The organism is Serratia sp. X10 (genome assembly GCF_017811775.1).
Classification (GTDB): domain Bacteria; phylum Pseudomonadota; class Gammaproteobacteria; order Enterobacterales; family Enterobacteriaceae; genus Serratia; species Serratia ureilytica.
The window spans coordinates 742,094-758,068 of sequence record NZ_JAEIOH010000003.1 but is presented as its reverse complement, the minus strand read 5'-3'; the positions used below and the strand labels follow the sequence as shown (position 1 = coordinate 758,068).

16 protein-coding genes and 1 tRNA gene are annotated in these 15,975 nt (G+C 60.6%); 13 read left to right on the top strand and 4 right to left on the bottom strand.

All coding sequences use genetic code 11. From position 1 onward, the window contains the following. The first annotated feature begins 10 nt into the window (after positions 1–10). Genes nqrF through nqrM form a run of 3 tightly spaced genes read left to right on the top strand, consistent with a single transcriptional unit; the run spans position 11 to position 2,501 of the window. Entirely contained in the window at positions 11–1,234 is a 1,224-nt protein-coding gene (gene nqrF / locus J9788_RS14060) for an NADH:ubiquinone reductase (Na(+)-transporting) subunit F (RefSeq protein WP_033634097.1), read from the top strand. Beyond that, positions 1,235–2,266, top strand: a complete 1,032-nt coding sequence (locus tag J9788_RS14055) for an FAD:protein FMN transferase (protein WP_182265061.1) — start codon at positions 1,235–1,237, stop codon at positions 2,264–2,266. It abuts the gene before it with no gap. A gap of 7 nt (positions 2,267–2,273) precedes the next feature. Further along, positions 2,274–2,501 (top strand): (Na+)-NQR maturation NqrM, encoded by a 228-nt coding sequence (nqrM, locus tag J9788_RS14050; RefSeq protein WP_004930244.1) that lies wholly within the window; start codon positions 2,274–2,276, stop codon positions 2,499–2,501. Between the two features lie 32 nt (positions 2,502–2,533). Here nqrM and J9788_RS14045 read toward each other — a convergent pair whose 3' ends face one another. Further along, a complete protein-coding gene (locus J9788_RS14045; protein ID WP_182265060.1) occupies positions 2,534–3,430 on the bottom strand; it encodes a glycerophosphodiester phosphodiesterase family protein in 897 nt (298 codons plus the stop codon). Between the two features lie 183 nt (positions 3,431–3,613). On the opposite strand from J9788_RS14045, the gene dinB reads away from it, so the two are divergent. Then, entirely contained in the window at positions 3,614–4,675 is a 1,062-nt protein-coding gene (gene dinB / locus J9788_RS14040) for a DNA polymerase IV (RefSeq protein ID WP_021505001.1), read from the top strand. A gap of 41 nt (positions 4,676–4,716) precedes the next feature. Here dinB and pepD read toward each other — a convergent pair whose 3' ends face one another. Then, positions 4,717–6,177 carry a beta-Ala-His dipeptidase gene (gene pepD, locus J9788_RS14035; RefSeq protein WP_046897657.1) on the bottom strand — a complete coding sequence of 487 codons (1,461 nt, stop codon included), beginning with the start codon at positions 6,175–6,177 and terminating at the stop codon, positions 4,717–4,719. A 339-nt stretch (positions 6,178–6,516) separates the two neighbouring features. On the opposite strand from pepD, the gene gpt reads away from it, so the two are divergent. From gpt to J9788_RS14000, 7 genes are all read left to right on the top strand, one after another. After that, a complete protein-coding gene (gene gpt, locus J9788_RS14030; RefSeq protein ID WP_033651025.1) occupies positions 6,517–6,975 on the top strand; it encodes a xanthine phosphoribosyltransferase in 459 nt (152 codons plus the stop codon). Between the two features lie 141 nt (positions 6,976–7,116). Then, the gene (gene frsA / locus J9788_RS14025; RefSeq protein ID WP_154871228.1) at positions 7,117–8,364 is read left to right on the top strand and encodes an esterase FrsA; all 1,248 of its coding nucleotides are present in this window, start codon (positions 7,117–7,119) and stop codon (positions 8,362–8,364) included. Between the two features lie 60 nt (positions 8,365–8,424). Continuing rightward, positions 8,425–8,826 carry a sigma factor-binding protein Crl gene (gene crl, locus J9788_RS14020; protein ID WP_033651027.1) on the top strand — a complete coding sequence of 134 codons (402 nt, stop codon included), beginning with the start codon at positions 8,425–8,427 and terminating at the stop codon, positions 8,824–8,826. 116 nt (positions 8,827–8,942) lie between these two features. Then, positions 8,943–10,046 (top strand): glutamate 5-kinase, encoded by a 1,104-nt coding sequence (proB, locus tag J9788_RS14015; RefSeq protein WP_033651028.1) that lies wholly within the window; start codon positions 8,943–8,945, stop codon positions 10,044–10,046. 9 nt (positions 10,047–10,055) lie between these two features. After that, a complete protein-coding gene (gene proA, locus J9788_RS14010) occupies positions 10,056–11,309 on the top strand; it encodes a glutamate-5-semialdehyde dehydrogenase (protein ID WP_046897659.1) in 1,254 nt (417 codons plus the stop codon). Positions 11,310–11,503: 194 nt separating this feature from the next. Beyond that, positions 11,504–11,579, top strand: a tRNA-Thr gene (locus tag J9788_RS14005). Between the two features lie 195 nt (positions 11,580–11,774). Next, complete coding sequence (locus J9788_RS14000) at positions 11,775–11,993, top strand: TM2 domain-containing protein (protein ID WP_046897597.1); 219 nt, start codon at positions 11,775–11,777, stop codon at positions 11,991–11,993. 50 nt (positions 11,994–12,043) lie between these two features. Here J9788_RS14000 and J9788_RS13995 read toward each other — a convergent pair whose 3' ends face one another. Both J9788_RS13995 and J9788_RS13990 read right to left on the bottom strand, forming a co-directional pair. Further along, entirely contained in the window at positions 12,044–12,577 is a 534-nt protein-coding gene (locus J9788_RS13995) for a hypothetical protein (protein WP_015376762.1), read from the bottom strand. Positions 12,578–13,033: 456 nt separating this feature from the next. Beyond that, a complete protein-coding gene (locus tag J9788_RS13990) occupies positions 13,034–13,954 on the bottom strand; it encodes a LysR substrate-binding domain-containing protein (RefSeq protein ID WP_046897596.1) in 921 nt (306 codons plus the stop codon). A 115-nt stretch (positions 13,955–14,069) separates the two neighbouring features. Here J9788_RS13990 and J9788_RS13985 point away from each other — a divergent pair, with 115 nt between their 5' ends. Beyond that, positions 14,070–14,792, top strand: a complete 723-nt coding sequence (locus tag J9788_RS13985) for an isochorismatase family protein (RefSeq protein WP_046897595.1) — start codon at positions 14,070–14,072, stop codon at positions 14,790–14,792. Positions 14,793–14,859: 67 nt separating this feature from the next. Next, positions 14,860–15,975, top strand: coding sequence for a hypothetical protein (locus J9788_RS13980; protein ID WP_370576338.1), 1,116 nt, complete (start codon positions 14,860–14,862; stop codon positions 15,973–15,975).

Here is a 15,975-nt window from a genome sequence, read left to right as displayed (position 1 = left end):
GGAAGAATTTATGGAAATTATTTTAGGCGTAGCGATGTTCACCGCCATCGTGATGGTGCTGGTGTTGCTGATCCTGTTCGCCAAATCGAAGCTGGTGAACACCGGTGACATCGCGGTGGAAATCAACGGCGATCTGGATAAGAGCTTCCATGCGCCGGCGGGCGACAAGCTGCTCAACGTGCTCTCCAGCCAGGGGATCTTCGTCTCCTCGGCCTGCGGCGGCGGCGGCTCCTGCGGCCAGTGCCGGGTGGTGATCAAAGAGGGCGGCGGCGATATCCTGCCGACCGAGCTCTCGCACATCAACAAGCGCGAAGCTAAAGAGGGTTGCCGCCTGGCGTGCCAGGTGAACGTGAAGCAGAACCTGAAGATCGAGCTGCCGGAAGAGATCTTCGGCGTGAAGAAATGGGAGTGTGAGGTTATCTCCAACGATAACAAAGCCACCTTTATCAAAGAGCTGAAGCTGAAGATCCCCGATGGCGAAGACGTGCCGTTCCGCGCGGGCGGTTTCATCCAGATCGAAGCGCCGGCGCACGACATCAGTTACGCCGACTTCGACGTGCCGCAGGAGTATCGCGGCGACTGGGACAAGTTCAACCTGTTCCGCTACCGTTCGACGGTGAACGACACCACGGTGCGCGCCTACTCGATGGCCAACTACCCGGAAGAGAAGGGCATCATCATGCTCAACGTGCGTATCGCCACGCCGCCGCCGAACAATCCGGACGTGCCGCCGGGCATCATGTCTTCCTATATCTGGTCGCTGAAGCCGGGCGACAAGGTGACCATCTCCGGGCCGTTCGGCGAGTTCTTCGCCAAGGACACCGACGCCGAAATGATCTTTATCGGCGGCGGCGCTGGCATGGCGCCGATGCGTTCGCACATCTTCGATCAGCTCAAGCGTTTAAACTCGAAACGCAAGATCACCTTCTGGTACGGCGCGCGTTCGCTGCGCGAGATGTTCTATGAAGACGACTTCAACCAGCTGCAGGCGGAGAACGAAAACTTCACCTGGCACGTGGCGCTGTCGGATCCGCAGCCGGAAGATAACTGGACCGGCTACACCGGCTTTATCCATAATGTTCTGCTGGAGAACTACCTGAAGAACCACCCGGCGCCGGAGGACTGCGAGTTTTACATGTGCGGGCCACCGATGATGAACGCCGCGGTGATCAAGATGCTCAAAGATCTGGGCGTCGAAGACGAAAACATCATGCTGGATGACTTTGGTGGCTAAATGCGCGCATTGGCGATGAAGAACTGGCTGACGGGCGTGGCGCTGAGCGCCACCCTGCTGCTGACCGGCTGCGGGCCGGAACAGGTGGACCTGACGGGTAAAACCATGGGCACCTCGTATTCGATCCGTTACGTGACCGGCGAAGATACGCCGTCGGCGCGCGAGATACAGGCGGGGATCGACAAACGGCTGGAGCAGGTGAACGATCAGATGTCCACCTACCGGCCGGATTCCGAGCTGAGCCGCTTCAACGCCAGCCGCGACATTGACCGGCCGTTCCCGGTTTCGCCGGCCACCGCCGAAGTGGTGCGCGAAGCGCTGCGCATCAACCGCGTCACCGATGGCGCGCTGGACGTGACCGTCGGGCCGCTGGTCAACCTGTGGGGCTTCGGCCCGGAAGGACGGCCGGACAAAGTGCCGAGCGAGGCGGAGCTGGAGCATCGTCGCGCCTGGACCGGCGCCGACAAACTGTCGGTGCAGGGCAGCGCGCTGGTGAAAAGCATCCCTGAGCTGTACGTCGATCTGTCGTCGATCGCCAAAGGGTATGGCGTGGACGTGGTGGCGGAATACCTGCAATCGCAGCACGTGCAAAACTACATGGTGGATATCGGCGGCGAAGTGCGCACGCGCGGGCATAACGGCGAACAAAAGCCGTGGCGCATCGCCATCGAGCGCCCGACCGCCGGTACGCAGCAGCAGGCGCAGCTGGTGATCCAACCGGGAGAGATGTCGATCGCCACCTCGGGTGACTATCGCAACTACTTCGAGCAGGACGGGGTGCGCTATTCGCACACTATCGATCCGGTTACCGGCCGGCCCATTCATCACCGTTTGGTGTCGATCACCGTGCTGAGCCCGACCTGCATGACCGCCGACGGCCTGTCCACCGGCCTGAACGTGATGGGGCCGGAGCGCGGCATGGCGCTGGCCAACCTGCTCGGCATCCCGGTGTTCATGATCGTGAAAACCGCCGACGGCTTTGAGGAGCGTTATTCAGACGCGTTCAAGCCCTATCTGAAAAAGCGTTCGTGAGGTTGCTATGTTGACGGTATTCGCCGCTACCTTCGTGTTGTTTCTGCTGATCGTCGGCGGCATGTCGCTGGGCTATGTGTTCAAACGCAAAAGCCTGCAGGGCAGCTGCGGCGGCATCACCGCGCTGGGTATGGAGAAAGTCTGCGACTGCCCGGAGCCGTGCGATGCGCGCAAAAAGCGCGAAGCCAAAGCGGCGCAGCGGCGCGAGCAGTTGGACAAGCACCGCATTCTGTAGCTGTAGCGAAAACCCGGCCTTGGCCGGGTTTTTTATTTCGCCTTGCGGAAGCTTTTCGCCTCGGCTGGGGAGTTAACCATCACGCCGTCGGCGCCCAGCGCCAGCGCCTGCTGATATTCCTGCGGCGAGTTGACCCCGAACAGGATAATGTGCGCCGGGCCCTGCGAGCGGAAACAGTCCATCGACTCTTTATCCCAGGTCAGAAACGCCTTCGAACGCCCTTCGCCGAGGGTATATTTCTCTACCACCTCCACCTCGCGCTTCAGCTCCAGCCCGTACCAGCGCGGCTGCCGGTTGTCCGGTTTGACGTCGCACTGGTGCGCCATGGTGACGTTGGCCAGCAGCGTGCGGGTCTCGTCGCGGTTTTCAAAGCGGGGGATGGCCGGCGGCAGCGCCTGCAGGTATTTGGCGTCGGTAGAGTAGACGCGGATGCGGTTCAGGCTGTCGGTGCTTTGCAACGTCGCCAGCAGCGCCTGGCCAAACTGCGCCGGATCGGCGTCCGGGGATTTGATGTCCAGATAAAAGGTGACGTGCGGAAACGCCTTCAGCACGTCGTCGAGGCGCGGAATGCCGATGCCCCGGCCGCGGAACGGGTGGGCGTCACCCTTGGCGAAGGCCCAGCCGGCATCGGTCTCGGCCAGCTGCGCGGCGGTATAGCCAGAGACCGGGCCCTGCCGGTTGGTCAACGCTTTCAGATCCGAGGGGCGATACAGCACGATGACGCCGTCTTTGGATTCTTGCAGGGTGATCCAAATGGCGTCGGCGCCGTTTTTCAACGCCGTTTCGATAGCGATGCGGGTGTTTTCCGGCGCATCGGCGGTGCCGCCGCGATGGGCGACGATCGCCGGCGCATGACCGGCGGCGGCGCTGGCCGCCAGCGCGCTCAGCGACAGCGCGGAAGCCAGCAGCCAATGAGAAAATCTGATCATGTAGAGTACCTTGTCGTTATCGTTGTGGTGAGCCGCACGGGATGGCGGAAATCATACTATTGAAAAATTAAGCTTTTTTAACAACGCGGAAATATCTGGCGGAAACGGCGCTTTCATCGAAGCCTGCGGCCTTGAGCTTTCGGTATCTGACTGTATACTTATACAGTGTTACTGGAGGGTGCGATGCGTAAAATCATTCATGTCGATATGGACTGCTTCTTCGCGGCGGTGGAAATGCGCGACGATCCCAGCCTGCGCGATATTCCGTTGGCGATTGGCGGCAGCGCCGATCGGCGCGGGGTGATCAGCACCGCCAACTATCCGGCGCGGCGCTACGGCGTACACAGCGCCATGTCCACGGCGATGGCGCTCAAGCTGTGCCCGCATCTCACCCTGCTGCCGGGGCGCATGGCGGCCTATAAAGAGGCTTCGCTGCACATCCGTGAAATCTTCGCCCGCTATACCCCGTTGATCGAGCCGTTGTCGCTTGATGAAGCCTATCTCGACGTGACAGACAGCCCGCAATGCAACGGTTCGGCGACGCTGATCGCTCAGGAGATCCGTCAGGCGATTGCCGACGAGCTGAACCTGACCGCGTCGGCCGGCGTGGCGCCGATCAAGTTTCTCGCCAAAATCGCCTCCGAGATGAACAAGCCGAACGGGCAATACGTGATCACGCCGGCGCAGGTGCCGGCGTTTTTACAGCAGCTGCCGCTCAGCAAGATCCCCGGCGTCGGCAAGGTGACCGCCAAACGGCTGGAGGAAGTGGGGCTCATCACCTGCGCCGACGTGCAGCAATACGATTTGGCGCAGCTGCTCAAGCGCTTCGGCAAGTTTGGCCGGGTGTTGTGGGAGCGGTGTCAGGGCATCGATCGGCGCGAAATCTCGGCGGAGCGGCTGCGCAAATCGGTGGGGGTGGAGCGCACGCTGGCGGAAGATATTCACGACTGGGAAGACTGCGAAACGCTGATTATCGACAAACTCTATCCCGAGCTGGAGATGCGGCTGCGCAAGGTAAAGCCGGATCTGCACATCGCCCGGCAGGGCGTGAAGCTGAAGTTTCAGGATTTTCAGCAAACCACCCAGGAGCACGTGTTCCCGGTGCTGAATCAGCAGGATTTGCTGGCGGTGGCGCGGCAGGCGTGGCGCGAGCGGCGCGAAGGGCGCGGCGTGCGGCTGGTGGGGCTGCATGTGACGCTGCTCGATCCGCAGCTGGAGCGGCAGCTGGCGCTGCCTTGGGAATAAAAAGCCGGCGAGTCGCCGGCTTTTTGCGTTAAGCGCGCAGATTACGCGCGCTCAGGGATCGCTTTCAGCAGCGAGGTCAGCAGCTTCCAATACAGACCGACGCTTTCGATATGCACTTGCTCATCCGGCGAGTGCGGGCCGGTGATGGTTGGCCCGATCGATACCATATCCATGTTTGGATACGGCTTTTTGAACAGGCCGCATTCCAGGCCGGCGTGGATCACCATGATGTTCGGCGTCTTGTTGAACAGCTCCTGATACAGCTCGCGCACCAGGTGCATCACCGGCGAGTCGGCGTCCGGCTGCCAGCCCGGGTAGCCGCCCTTCGGCGCCACGTTGGCGCCGGCCAGCTGGCCCAGCGCGGTCAGCATCTCGACCACGTAATCTTTGCCGCTGTCGATCAGAGAGCGGATCAGGCAGATGATTTCCGCTTCGTTTTCGCTGGTGGTGACCACGCCGACGTTCAGCGAGGTTTCCACTACGCCTTTGACCGCGTCGCTCATGCGGATCACGCCGTTCGGCGTGCCGTTCAGCAGCGCCAGGAAGCGTTGCTGGCTGTCGGCGCTCAGCGCCTGCGAAGCGCTGGTGACCGGCTCCAGCAGCACGGTGATGTTCTTCTCTTTGGCGGAGAGTTCGTTCTGCAGCACGGCCAGGAACTCCTGGCTCAGCGCTTTCAGCGCGTCGGCTTTGTCCGCCGGCACCGCAACTACCGCGGAGGCTTCACGCGGAATGGCGTTGCGCAGGGTGCCGCCGTTCAGGTCCAGCACGCGCAGGTTCAGCGCCGCCGCATGGGCGAACAGGAAGCGCGCCAGCAGTTTGTTGGCGTTGCCCAGCCCGACGTGGATCTCGGCGCCGGAATGGCCGCCTTTCAGGCCCTTGAGAGTCAGCTTCAGGGTTTGGTAACCGGCCGGCACCGCTTCGCGCTGCAGCGGCAGGGTAGTGATGAAGTCGATACCGCCGGCGCAACCCATGTAGATTTCGCCTTCTTCTTCGGAATCGGTATTGATCAGGATGTCCGCCTGCAGCCAGTTCGGCTGCAGCCCGAAGGCACCGTCCATCCCCGCTTCTTCGGTCATGGTCAGCAGGACTTCCAGCGGGCCGTGCTCAACGCTGTCGTCGGCCAGCACCGCCAGGGCGGAGGCCATGCCGATGCCGTTATCGGCGCCCAGCGTGGTGCCGCGCGCTTTCACCCACTCGCCGGCGATATAAGGCTGGATCGGATCCTTGGCGAAGTCGTGCACGGTGTCGTTATTCTTTTGCGGCACCATGTCCAGGTGCGCCTGCAGCGCCACCGGCTTGCGATTTTCCATGCCTTTGGTGGCCGGTTTGCGCAGCAGGATATTGCCGACCTGATCGCGCTCGGCGTGCAGGTTCTTTTCTTTGGCCCAGGTGAGGATGTGCTGCGCCAGCGCTTCTTCATGATAAGAAGGGTGTGGGATAGAACAGATCTTGGCGAAAATATCCCACAGCGGCTGTGGCGAAAGCTGAGACAATTCAGACACTATAAGTCTCCTGTGACGGCAGGCTCCGACAGGACGGGCGTGCCGCGCGGTTAAGGTGAGTGGGCATCTGTGCGTCGTGGCACGATCGTCAGAGAATATCACTTTATTTCCGGCGGTGCGCGCCCCGTATTGTGCGGTTTAAGCGCTTGATCACACGGCTTCGCGGCGGGAACGCTCGTTTTTTCAGCATCAATCACCGAAAAGCCGCCCGGCGGAAATCGCGAGGTTTTCCTCGGTACAGCTGGAATTCAACGCGGCCAGTCTCTATAATCTCGCGCAACCTTTTTTCCCCTGAACTATAAAGTAAGCCGCTTCACCAGCCGGCTGGGACACGATTCTATGAGCGAAAAATACGTTGTTACCTGGGATATGCTGCAAATACACGCACGCAAGCTGGCGCACCGCCTGCTGCCTGCCGACAAATGGACGGGCATCATTGCCGTCAGCCGCGGCGGCCTGGTGCCGGCGGGTCTGCTGGCGCGTGAGCTGGGCATCCGCTATGTGGATACCGTCTGCATTTCCAGCTATGACCATGACAACCAGCGCGAAATGAAAGTGCTCAAGCGCGCCGAAGGCGACGGTGAAGGTTTCATCGTGGTGGACGATCTGGTGGATACCGGCGGCACCGCGAAAGCGATCCGCGACATGTACCCGAAAGCGCATTTCGTCACCATCTTCGCCAAGCCGGCGGGCCGTCCGCTGGTGGACGACTACGAGGTCGACATCCCGCAGGATACCTGGATCGAACAGCCGTGGGACATGGGCGTCAGCTTCGTTCCCCCTATCGGCGGTCGCTAAGCCCAGCCAGTTCCAGCCCAACGCCCGGTTATGCCGGGCGTTTGCGTTATCTTGGTTTATCCCGCCAGAGTTAGGTACACTACCTCCAGTTAAGTAGGCCTTTTGCGGCCTATCGCCAGATTTACGGAGGCTGTTGTTACCATGGCACAGGCCAACCTTTCTGAAATTCTTTTCAAGCCCAAATTCAAACACCCTGAAACCTCGACGCTGGTGCTGCGCGCGCGCAACAAAGTGAGCGCCGCCATGCATTCCGCATTGGAAGGCGACACTACCGGCAGCTGGTATCGCATGCTGAACCCGCTGCTGTGGGCCTGGCGCGGCGTCAGCCCGATCGAAATCCACGAAGTGCTGGCGCGTATCGCCGCCTCGGACGCCGAGCGCAGCAATCCGCAGCGGCTGGATACCGTGGTGGGCTACCGCAACGGCAACTGGATCTACGAGTGGATCCATCAGGGCATGCAGTGGCAGCAGCGGGCGACGGAGCAGCAGGATCCGCTGGTCGGCGGCGAGTACTGGCTGAAGGCCGCGAGCCTGTACAGCATCGCCGGTTACCCGCACCTCAAGGGCGACGAGCTGGCCGAACAGGCGGAGATGCTGGCTAACCGCGCTTACGAAGAGGCGGCGCTGCTGTTGCCGTATCAGCTGAAAGAGCTGGAGTTTCGCATCGAAGGCGGCGGCAGCGTCACCGGTTTCCTGCACATGCCGGAGAAGGGCGAAGCGCCGTTCCCGACGGTGCTGATGTGCGGCAGCCTCGATACGCTGCAGACCGACTATCACCGTCTGTTCCGCGACTACCTGGCGCCGCACGGCATCGCCATGCTGACGCTCGACATGCCGTCGATCGGCTCCTCCTGCAAATGGAAGCTGACGCAGGATTCCAGCTACCTGCATCAGCAGGTGCTGATCCAGCTGGCCTCGGTGCCGTGGGTGGATCATCAGCGGGTCAGCGCCTTCGGCTTCCGTTTCGGCGCCAACGTGGCGGTGCGATTGGCCTATCTGGAGCCGCAGCGGCTGCGCGGCGTGGCCTGCCTGGGGCCGGTGGTGCATCGCCTGCTGTGCGACAGCAGCACCCAGCTGAACGTGCCGGACATGTATATGGACGTGCTGGCCAGCCGCATGGGCATGGCTAACGCTTCCGACAACGTGCTGAAGGTGGAGCTGAACAGCTACTCGCTGAAAATGCAGGGGCTGCTGGGGCGCCGTTGCCCGACGCCGATGATCTCCGGCTACTGGGAGCGCGATACGCTCAGCCCGAAAGAAGAGTCGCAGCTGATCGTCACCTCTTCGGTGAGCGGCAAGCTGATCGCCATCCCGCGCACCCCGGTTTACGACAGCTTCCACCGGGCGTTGCTGCAGATGTCCGGTTGGCTGAAGGATAAAATGCGTTAATTAGTTGCTAAATTTTAACAATTTGTTAAAAAGAGTGGTCTACATTGAGGAGGTTAGAGAATGACGTTACCGAGTGGTCACCCTAAAAGCCGACTAATGAAACGTTTTGCCAGCTTGGGGCCGTACCTGCGTGAAGGGCAATGTGAGAACGACCGGTTTTTCTTTGATTGTTTGGCCGTCTGCGTCAATGTAAAGCCCGCTCCGGAGAAGCGTGAGTTCTGGGGCTGGTGGATGGAGCTGCAGGCGGAAGAGGCGCGCTTCACCTATTCGTACCAATTCGGCCTGTTCGACAAGGAAGGCAACTGGACGACGCAAAACATTAAGGATGATGAAGTGAACGCCAAACTGGAAGACACCCTGCGCGACTTCCATCGCCGCCTGGGCGAACTGCTGGCGACCATGGAACTGGGGCTGGAACCCGCCGATGATTTCAAAGAAAAACTGATCAAACTCTCCGCCTGACCCCGTTTGACCACGTATTGTGCTGATTTCGCGTTGTGCCTGTTGGCATAACGCGTCTCTCCTGTTACAAAGACCTTTGCACTCTTCTTCTCATCATTACACACGGCAGAAATACTATGAACGGCAGCCAGACATTGGTTGTGAAATTGGGCACCAGCGTGTTGACTGGCGGATCGCTGCGTCTGAACCGCGCCCACATCGTCGAATTGGTGCGCCAGTGCGCGCAGCAACACGCCGCGGGCCACCGCATCGTCATCGTCACCTCCGGCGCCATCGCCGCCGGGCGCGAGCACCTGGGCTATCCCGAGCTGCCCGCCACCATCGCCTCCAAGCAGCTGCTGGCGGCGGTGGGGCAGAGCCGGCTGATCCAGCTGTGGGAACAGCTGTTCTCCATTTACGGCATCCACGTCGGGCAGATGCTGCTGACGCGCGCCGATCTGGAAGACCGCGAGCGCTTCCTCAACGCGCGCGACACCATGACGGCGCTGCTGGACAACCGCATCGTGCCGGTAATCAATGAGAACGACGCCGTCGCCACCGCCGAAATCAAGGTAGGCGACAACGATAACCTGTCGGCGCTGGCGGCCATTCTGGCCGGGGCCGATAAACTGCTGTTGCTGACCGATCAGCAGGGCCTCTACACCGCCGATCCGCGCAACAACCCGCAGGCCGAACTGATCCGTGAGGTGCACGGCATTGACGACGCGCTGCGCGCCATCGCCGGCGACAGCGTCTCCGGTCTGGGCACCGGCGGCATGGGCACCAAGCTGCAGGCGGCCGACGTGGCCTGCCGCGCCGGCATCGACGTGGTGATCGCCGCGGGCAGCAAGCCGGGCGTGGTGGCGGACGTGATCGAAGGCAAACCGGTGGGCACCCGTTTCCACGCGCTGGAAACCCCGCTGGAGAACCGAAAGCGTTGGATCTTCGGCGCGCCGCCGGCCGGCGAGATCACCGTCGACGACGGTGCGGTGGAAGCGATGATGGCGCGCGGCAGCTCGCTGCTGCCGAAAGGCATCCGCGAAGTGAAGGGCGACTTCTCGCGCGGTGAAGTGATCCGCATCCGCAACCAGGCGGGGCGCGATCTGGCACACGGCGTCAGCCGCTACAACAGCGACGCGATGCGCATGATCGCCGGGCACCACTCGCAGGAAATCAGCGAAATCCTCGGTTATGAATACGGTCCGGTGGCAGTGCACCGCGACGATATGATTGTCAGTTAAGGAGTGAGCATGCTGGAGCAGATGGGGAAGGCCGCCAAGCAGGCCTCCTGGCAGCTGGCGGTGCTGAGCACGGCGAAGAAGAATCAGGTGCTGTCGGTGATGGCCGACAGGCTGGAAGCCAACAGCGAAGCGATCCTGCTGGCGAACGAACAAGACATGGCGCAGGCGCGCGCCAGCGGCATGAGCGAAGCGCTGCTCGATCGCCTGCTGCTGACCCCGGCGCGGCTGGCGGCGATCGCCAACGACGTGCGCCAGGTATGCCGCCTGAACGATCCGGTCGGTCACGTGCTGGACGGCAACCTGCTGGACAGCGGGCTGAAGCTGGAGCGCCGCCGGGTGCCGCTCGGCGTGATCGGCGTGATTTACGAGGCGCGGCCGAACGTTACCATCGACGTCGCTAGCCTGTGCCTGAAAACCGGCAACGCGGTGATCCTGCGCGGCGGGAAAGAGACGCACAATACCAACCAGGCGACGGTGAAAGTGATCCAGCAGGCGCTGGAACAGTGCGGCCTGCCGGCGGCGGCGGTGCAGGCGATCGATAGCCCGGATCGCGCGCTGGTGAACGAACTGCTGCGCCTGGATCGCTATGTCGACATGCTGATCCCGCGCGGCGGCGCCGGCCTGCACAAGCTGTGCCGCGAGCAATCGACCATTCCGGTGATCACCGGCGGCATCGGCGTGTGCCATACCTACGTGGATGCCGACGTCGACTTCGACAAGGCGCTGACGGTGATTGAAAACGCCAAGATCCAGCGCCCGAGCGCCTGTAACTCGCTGGAGACGCTGCTGGTGAACCGCAGCATTGCCGCCGAGTTCCTGCCGGCGCTGAGCGCCAAAATGGCGGCGGCGGGCGTGACGCTGCACGCGGCGGAAAACGCGCTGCCGCTGCTGCAGGGCGGCCTGGCGACGGTGGTGCCGGTGAATGCGGAGGATTACGACGACGAATGGCTGTCGCTGGATCTGAACGTATTGCTGGTGGACGATATCGATCAGGCCATCGACCACATCCGCACCCACGGCACCAACCACTCCGACGCGATCCTCACCCGCTCGCTGAGCAGCGCCGAGCACTTCGTGCGCGCGGTGGACTCCTCGGCGGTGTACGTCAACGCCAGTACCCGCTTCACCGACGGCGGCCAGTTCGGCCTGGGCGCGGAAGTGGCGGTGAGCACCCAGAAACTGCACGCCCGCGGCCCGATGGGCCTGGACGCGCTGACCACCTACAAATGGATCGGCTACGGCGACGATCTGGTGCGTAGCTAAGGCCGCATTGCGGTCATTCATAAAGAGGTCAGGGCGCAGCATGCTGCGCCCTGATTGTTTTTGGAAAAGGGGGACTGCACGACAGTCTGGTTGCTTGTAAAACGACCAAACGCCCCGGCGGCTCTTGACTCATTTCGTGCACAGGTCTACCTTGTTCAACGCACTTCCGGCTTGCCCCGCAGGCCCGGCTCGATGCCGATATAGCTCAGTTGGTAGAGCAGCGCATTCGTAATGCGAAGGTCGTAGGTTCGACTCCTATTATCGGCACCACTCCCTCTCCAGACTCCATTTGCTTACCCTTTCGCCGGTTAAACAACCGTTTAATTAATCACTGTTATAATTACCCCTGTTGAGCCTTGATGGGTGAATGTTTTCCTCCTCAAGCATTGCGATGCGGCGCTCTGTGGAGCGGCATCCGTTTTTGGATATGCCGGTGGTTCGGTGAGAAGTAAGGAGAAGTGAACTATGAGCAGAAAAGACAAGCTCGCGGCGGCCCTGTTGGCCATCTTCCTGGGCGGACTGGGCATTCACAAGTTTTACCTGGGGATGAAGTGGTGGGGGCTGTTCTACCTGCTGTTCTGCTGGACGGGGATCCCATCGATTGTCGGCTTTATTGAAGGCATTATTTATCTGTTCCAATCGGAAGAGAAGTTCAACCAGAAATACAATTCTGGTCTGATTTAAGGCTTTTCTGACGGCGCTTCCTGTTGCGGGAAGCGCCGTTTTTCATTCCGTTACTGTTTCTTCATCATCATCTTGCCGCGCATCTCTTTGCTCATCATTTTATTCGAGCTGGAGATCACGCAGTTATATTGCTTGCCTTGGTTAATGACCATAAAGGTGCTGACCGGATCTTTAAAATTCTTGTCGATGGTGAAATAAATATACGCCTGTGGCAGCGCAGCCGGTTTAAAGGCGCCGAAGGCATACACATCCGCCAGGCCCAGCGCGGAGAGATCGACCGTCAGCTCCATCGGTTTCATGGAATCCGGCGATGGGAACATCGATTTGGCCGACATCATCATGGTGCTGCTGTTGATGGTGTAATCGGTTTTAACCTTCATGCCCATATATTTCGATTCCGGCATGGAGAGTTCTTTTTTGCAGGCGGCGTCGTGCTGCGGCGCCGGGCTGCCGTTTTCCATCACGGCGTGCACATGTTCCAGCGTCACTTCCGCGTTGCCGGTGGTAGGTTGCGCATCGGCCGCGTAAGCCGCGCCGCTGAAGGCGGCCACAGAGGTAAAGATAATGCCCGTAACGATTTTCATTGTCGGTCTCCGGAATGCTAATAATGATATTAATTGCGGTGTGTAGCCTATTGGCTTGATAAAACGCAAAGTGACCCGTTCCATGGAGATAAAGCCTCCTCGGAATATTGTTGATAAAATATTTCCTCGCCCGCTAAAAAACGGACTTTTTAATTGCTGTCAGTGTCTTTGTCCAACTGCATATAAATAGTCTGTCTAAACATAGTCAATGTTTGGAATATGCACAAATTATTGCAGTTTTTTTTCTTTGTTTGTGCCTTTTGCTTTTGGGTTGAGAGAAATATCTCATTGCGATACAGAGGGTTGTGTTTTTAACGTGAATTCTTATGTGAAACGTTATTTATGTGAAACGTTATTTATGTGAGCGGTATGGTCACATAAACGATGCGCTAAGTGATTATATATTGTCAGGCTTATTATTGACGTTATTAAAGAATAACGCGGCGAGAGCCGCGTTTAACGGTCATTCAGCAACGGCGGGATTTCCTGGTAAAAAAAGTCGATCAGCGCTTTTACCGCTGGCGGCACCCCGCGGCGCGAGGGATAAAGCAGTACCAGCTCGCCGTTTTGCGGATGCCACCCGCGCAGCACCTCTTGCAAATCGCCACGCGCAAGTGCCTGGCGGCAGGCGTAATAGGGAATGCCGCAGATGCCTTGCCCATCAAGGGCGGCGCGCAGGATCACCTGCAAATTATCGCTGCTTAAGCGGGGCGAGAAGGGCACGTTGACGATGGCGTTTTGTGGCCCGTAGAGCCGCCAGCTCGGCGCCCCCTGTTGAGGCGGGTAAAGCAAACAGGGCATATCGCTCAGATGTTGTGGCGATGACGGCGCGCCGTGTCGCGCCAGCCATGTCGGGCTGGCGGCCAACAGCCATTTAGCGGTGCCGAGCCGCCGCTGGATAAGCCCTGCGGCCTCGTTGGCGATGCCAAGCCCGCGGACAGTGAAGTCCAATCCTTCCTCCAACAGATCTATCCGTCGGGCGGTGACGTGGGTTTCTACGTTCACTTTGGGAAAGCGCGCCATAAATGCCGGCAGGAGCGGAGCGATCACTTCGTCCGCCAACAGCGGCGACGCGCTGAAACGCACGGTGCCGTTCGGTTCCGCCAGCGTGCGCAGCGCCGCCTGCTGCGCCTGATGCGCTTGCTGCATCATGGCGACACAGTGCAGATAGACCTGGTGGCCCACCTCGGTAAGCTGAATACGCCGCGAGGTTCTTTGCAGCAACCGCAGGTTGAGTTGACGTTCCAACTGCGCCACCTGACGGCTCAGACGAGAGGTCGGGATGCCCAGCGCTGTACCGGCAGCGGTAAAGCCTTTGTGCTCAACCACCTGAGTGAAAAAATACATGGCGTTGAGATCGAGTGGAAATACCGTCATCACAGACTCCATCATGATCATTTTTGCAATGATAGCTTCTATTGTCGCCTATTTAACCCTGATCGATGCGGTTTTATCCTGCAGATACACCATTGTTGAAACGAGGATAAACATCATGAAAAACCTTTACCGCACTTTGGCTCTGACTATCGCCATGGCCGGGGCGGCGCAACCGGCCTTCGCGGCGCCGGCAGCGCCACAGCCGCATACCCAGGCGCAGCCGGCGTCCGGCCCTTTGCAGCTGTTGGATCGCCACAACTCGGTGCTGCTGTTGGTCGACCATCAGATCGGTCTGATCACCGGCGTGCGCGACATGGAGAGCGCAACGCTGAAACATAACGTCGTGGCGCTCGCCAAGGCGGCCCAGGTGATGGGCATTCCGGTGATCGTGACCTCGACCGGCGCCAACGGTCCGTTCGGGCCGATCATTCCGGAACTTAAGGCCGCGCTGCCGGGGGTGAACATTATCGATCGCCACAGCGTCAACGCCTGGGACGACGCGAACGTGCGCAAAGCGGTTGAGGCCACCGGCCGCAAAAAGATCGTGATCGCCGGCGTATCGCTGGAAGTGTGCGCCGGCTTCCCGGCGATCACGGCCAAAGCGGCGGGATACGACACCTATGTGGTGATCGACGCTTCCGGCACGTTCAATCAGTCCAAACATGAGGCGGGCATGGCGCGGCTGGTGCAGGCCGGAGTGATCCCGACGGATTACGGTACGGTGGGAGTAGAGTGGCTGGGGGATAACGGCGATGCCAAAGCCGGTGAGCTGTACGGCGCGCTGGATATGCCGGCGACGACTTTGGTGAATCAGCTGTTCCAGGCCAAGGGCAAATAGCGCCTGGCCTGATAGCGATATTTTTCAACCCCACTAACCGCCTGAGCTAGAATCAGGCGGTTTTCTCGTGGAAAAGGATATCGCCATGGCCGCCTGGGCACTTTTGATCGTCGGTTGGTTATTGATTTGGCAGGATTACCCGGTTTGGGGTGTGCTGTGCATCGCGCTGTTTGCCGTGCTGCAATGGGCGAAGTACGCCGCTAAAAGCGGGCAAGAACCTGAAGAAGCGGCAGAGTGGCGCAAGACCGACTGGCGTTCGCAGCCGATTGAGATGGTGCACGCCGGCGACAGCGATCGGCAGATTGGCGGCGTGGGGGAACTGGGCATGGGCGGCCCCAACTTTTGGACGCTGCTGCTGCGCGACGGAGCGGTGGTGCATGGCGCCTGTGCCGCGCCGCAGGACGTGGATGATGGCAAGCTGCGCCTGATCCCGACCCGCAGTCGTGAGGGTGAGGGGCTGACGGTGTACGAGCCTGCCGCCCGGATGATGTACGCGCTGCCTGCGTTGACCGATCGCGAGCAGGACGCCTTGGCCGCCGGTGCCGCTGAGGCGCTGGCGCGGCTGCGGGCGAGGTGTCGGCAGGCGGAGGCCACGTCGCTGCACCTTGTGCGCGGTCTGTGGGTGCCGCAGTGGGTAGCGGATCCGGCGGATCGGCTGGAGATCACCTTGCCCAGCGGCCGCGTGCTGGCGGCGCGCTCGATGTTGCCGGCGGATCTGCGCCAGGCGGACGATCCCGCCGCGCTGCTGCACGCGCCGCCTTATGAGCTGTTGCTGGATAACAGGCCGACCGATCGCTTCGTGCGCGATCTCGAACGCGTGGCGGAATCCCCGACGGGTGACGGTTTTAGCGTCGGCGGCTGCCAGTTCCGCGGCGAGCATATCGTCGATGGCCTATACCATCTCTACTTTGCCGGCGAGTGGTTCAGCCTGCTCTCTTATGCGCATAAACCGGCGGGCGGGCGCGGTTCGGACACCACCTTTTTCGTCGAGCGGGTCGAGCCGCAAGACGGCGGGGTGTTTGTGATTGAATGGGATGCCTACAGCGTGGGGCCGGACGGGCGCGAGCCGCGCGTGCCGGCCCCGCCGGTATTGGTTATCGCGGTAAGTTGGCAGGAAACGCCGCTGCAGTTGCCAACGGCCAACAACCGCGTGACCGTGCGCTTGCCCAACGCCGCGGCGTAA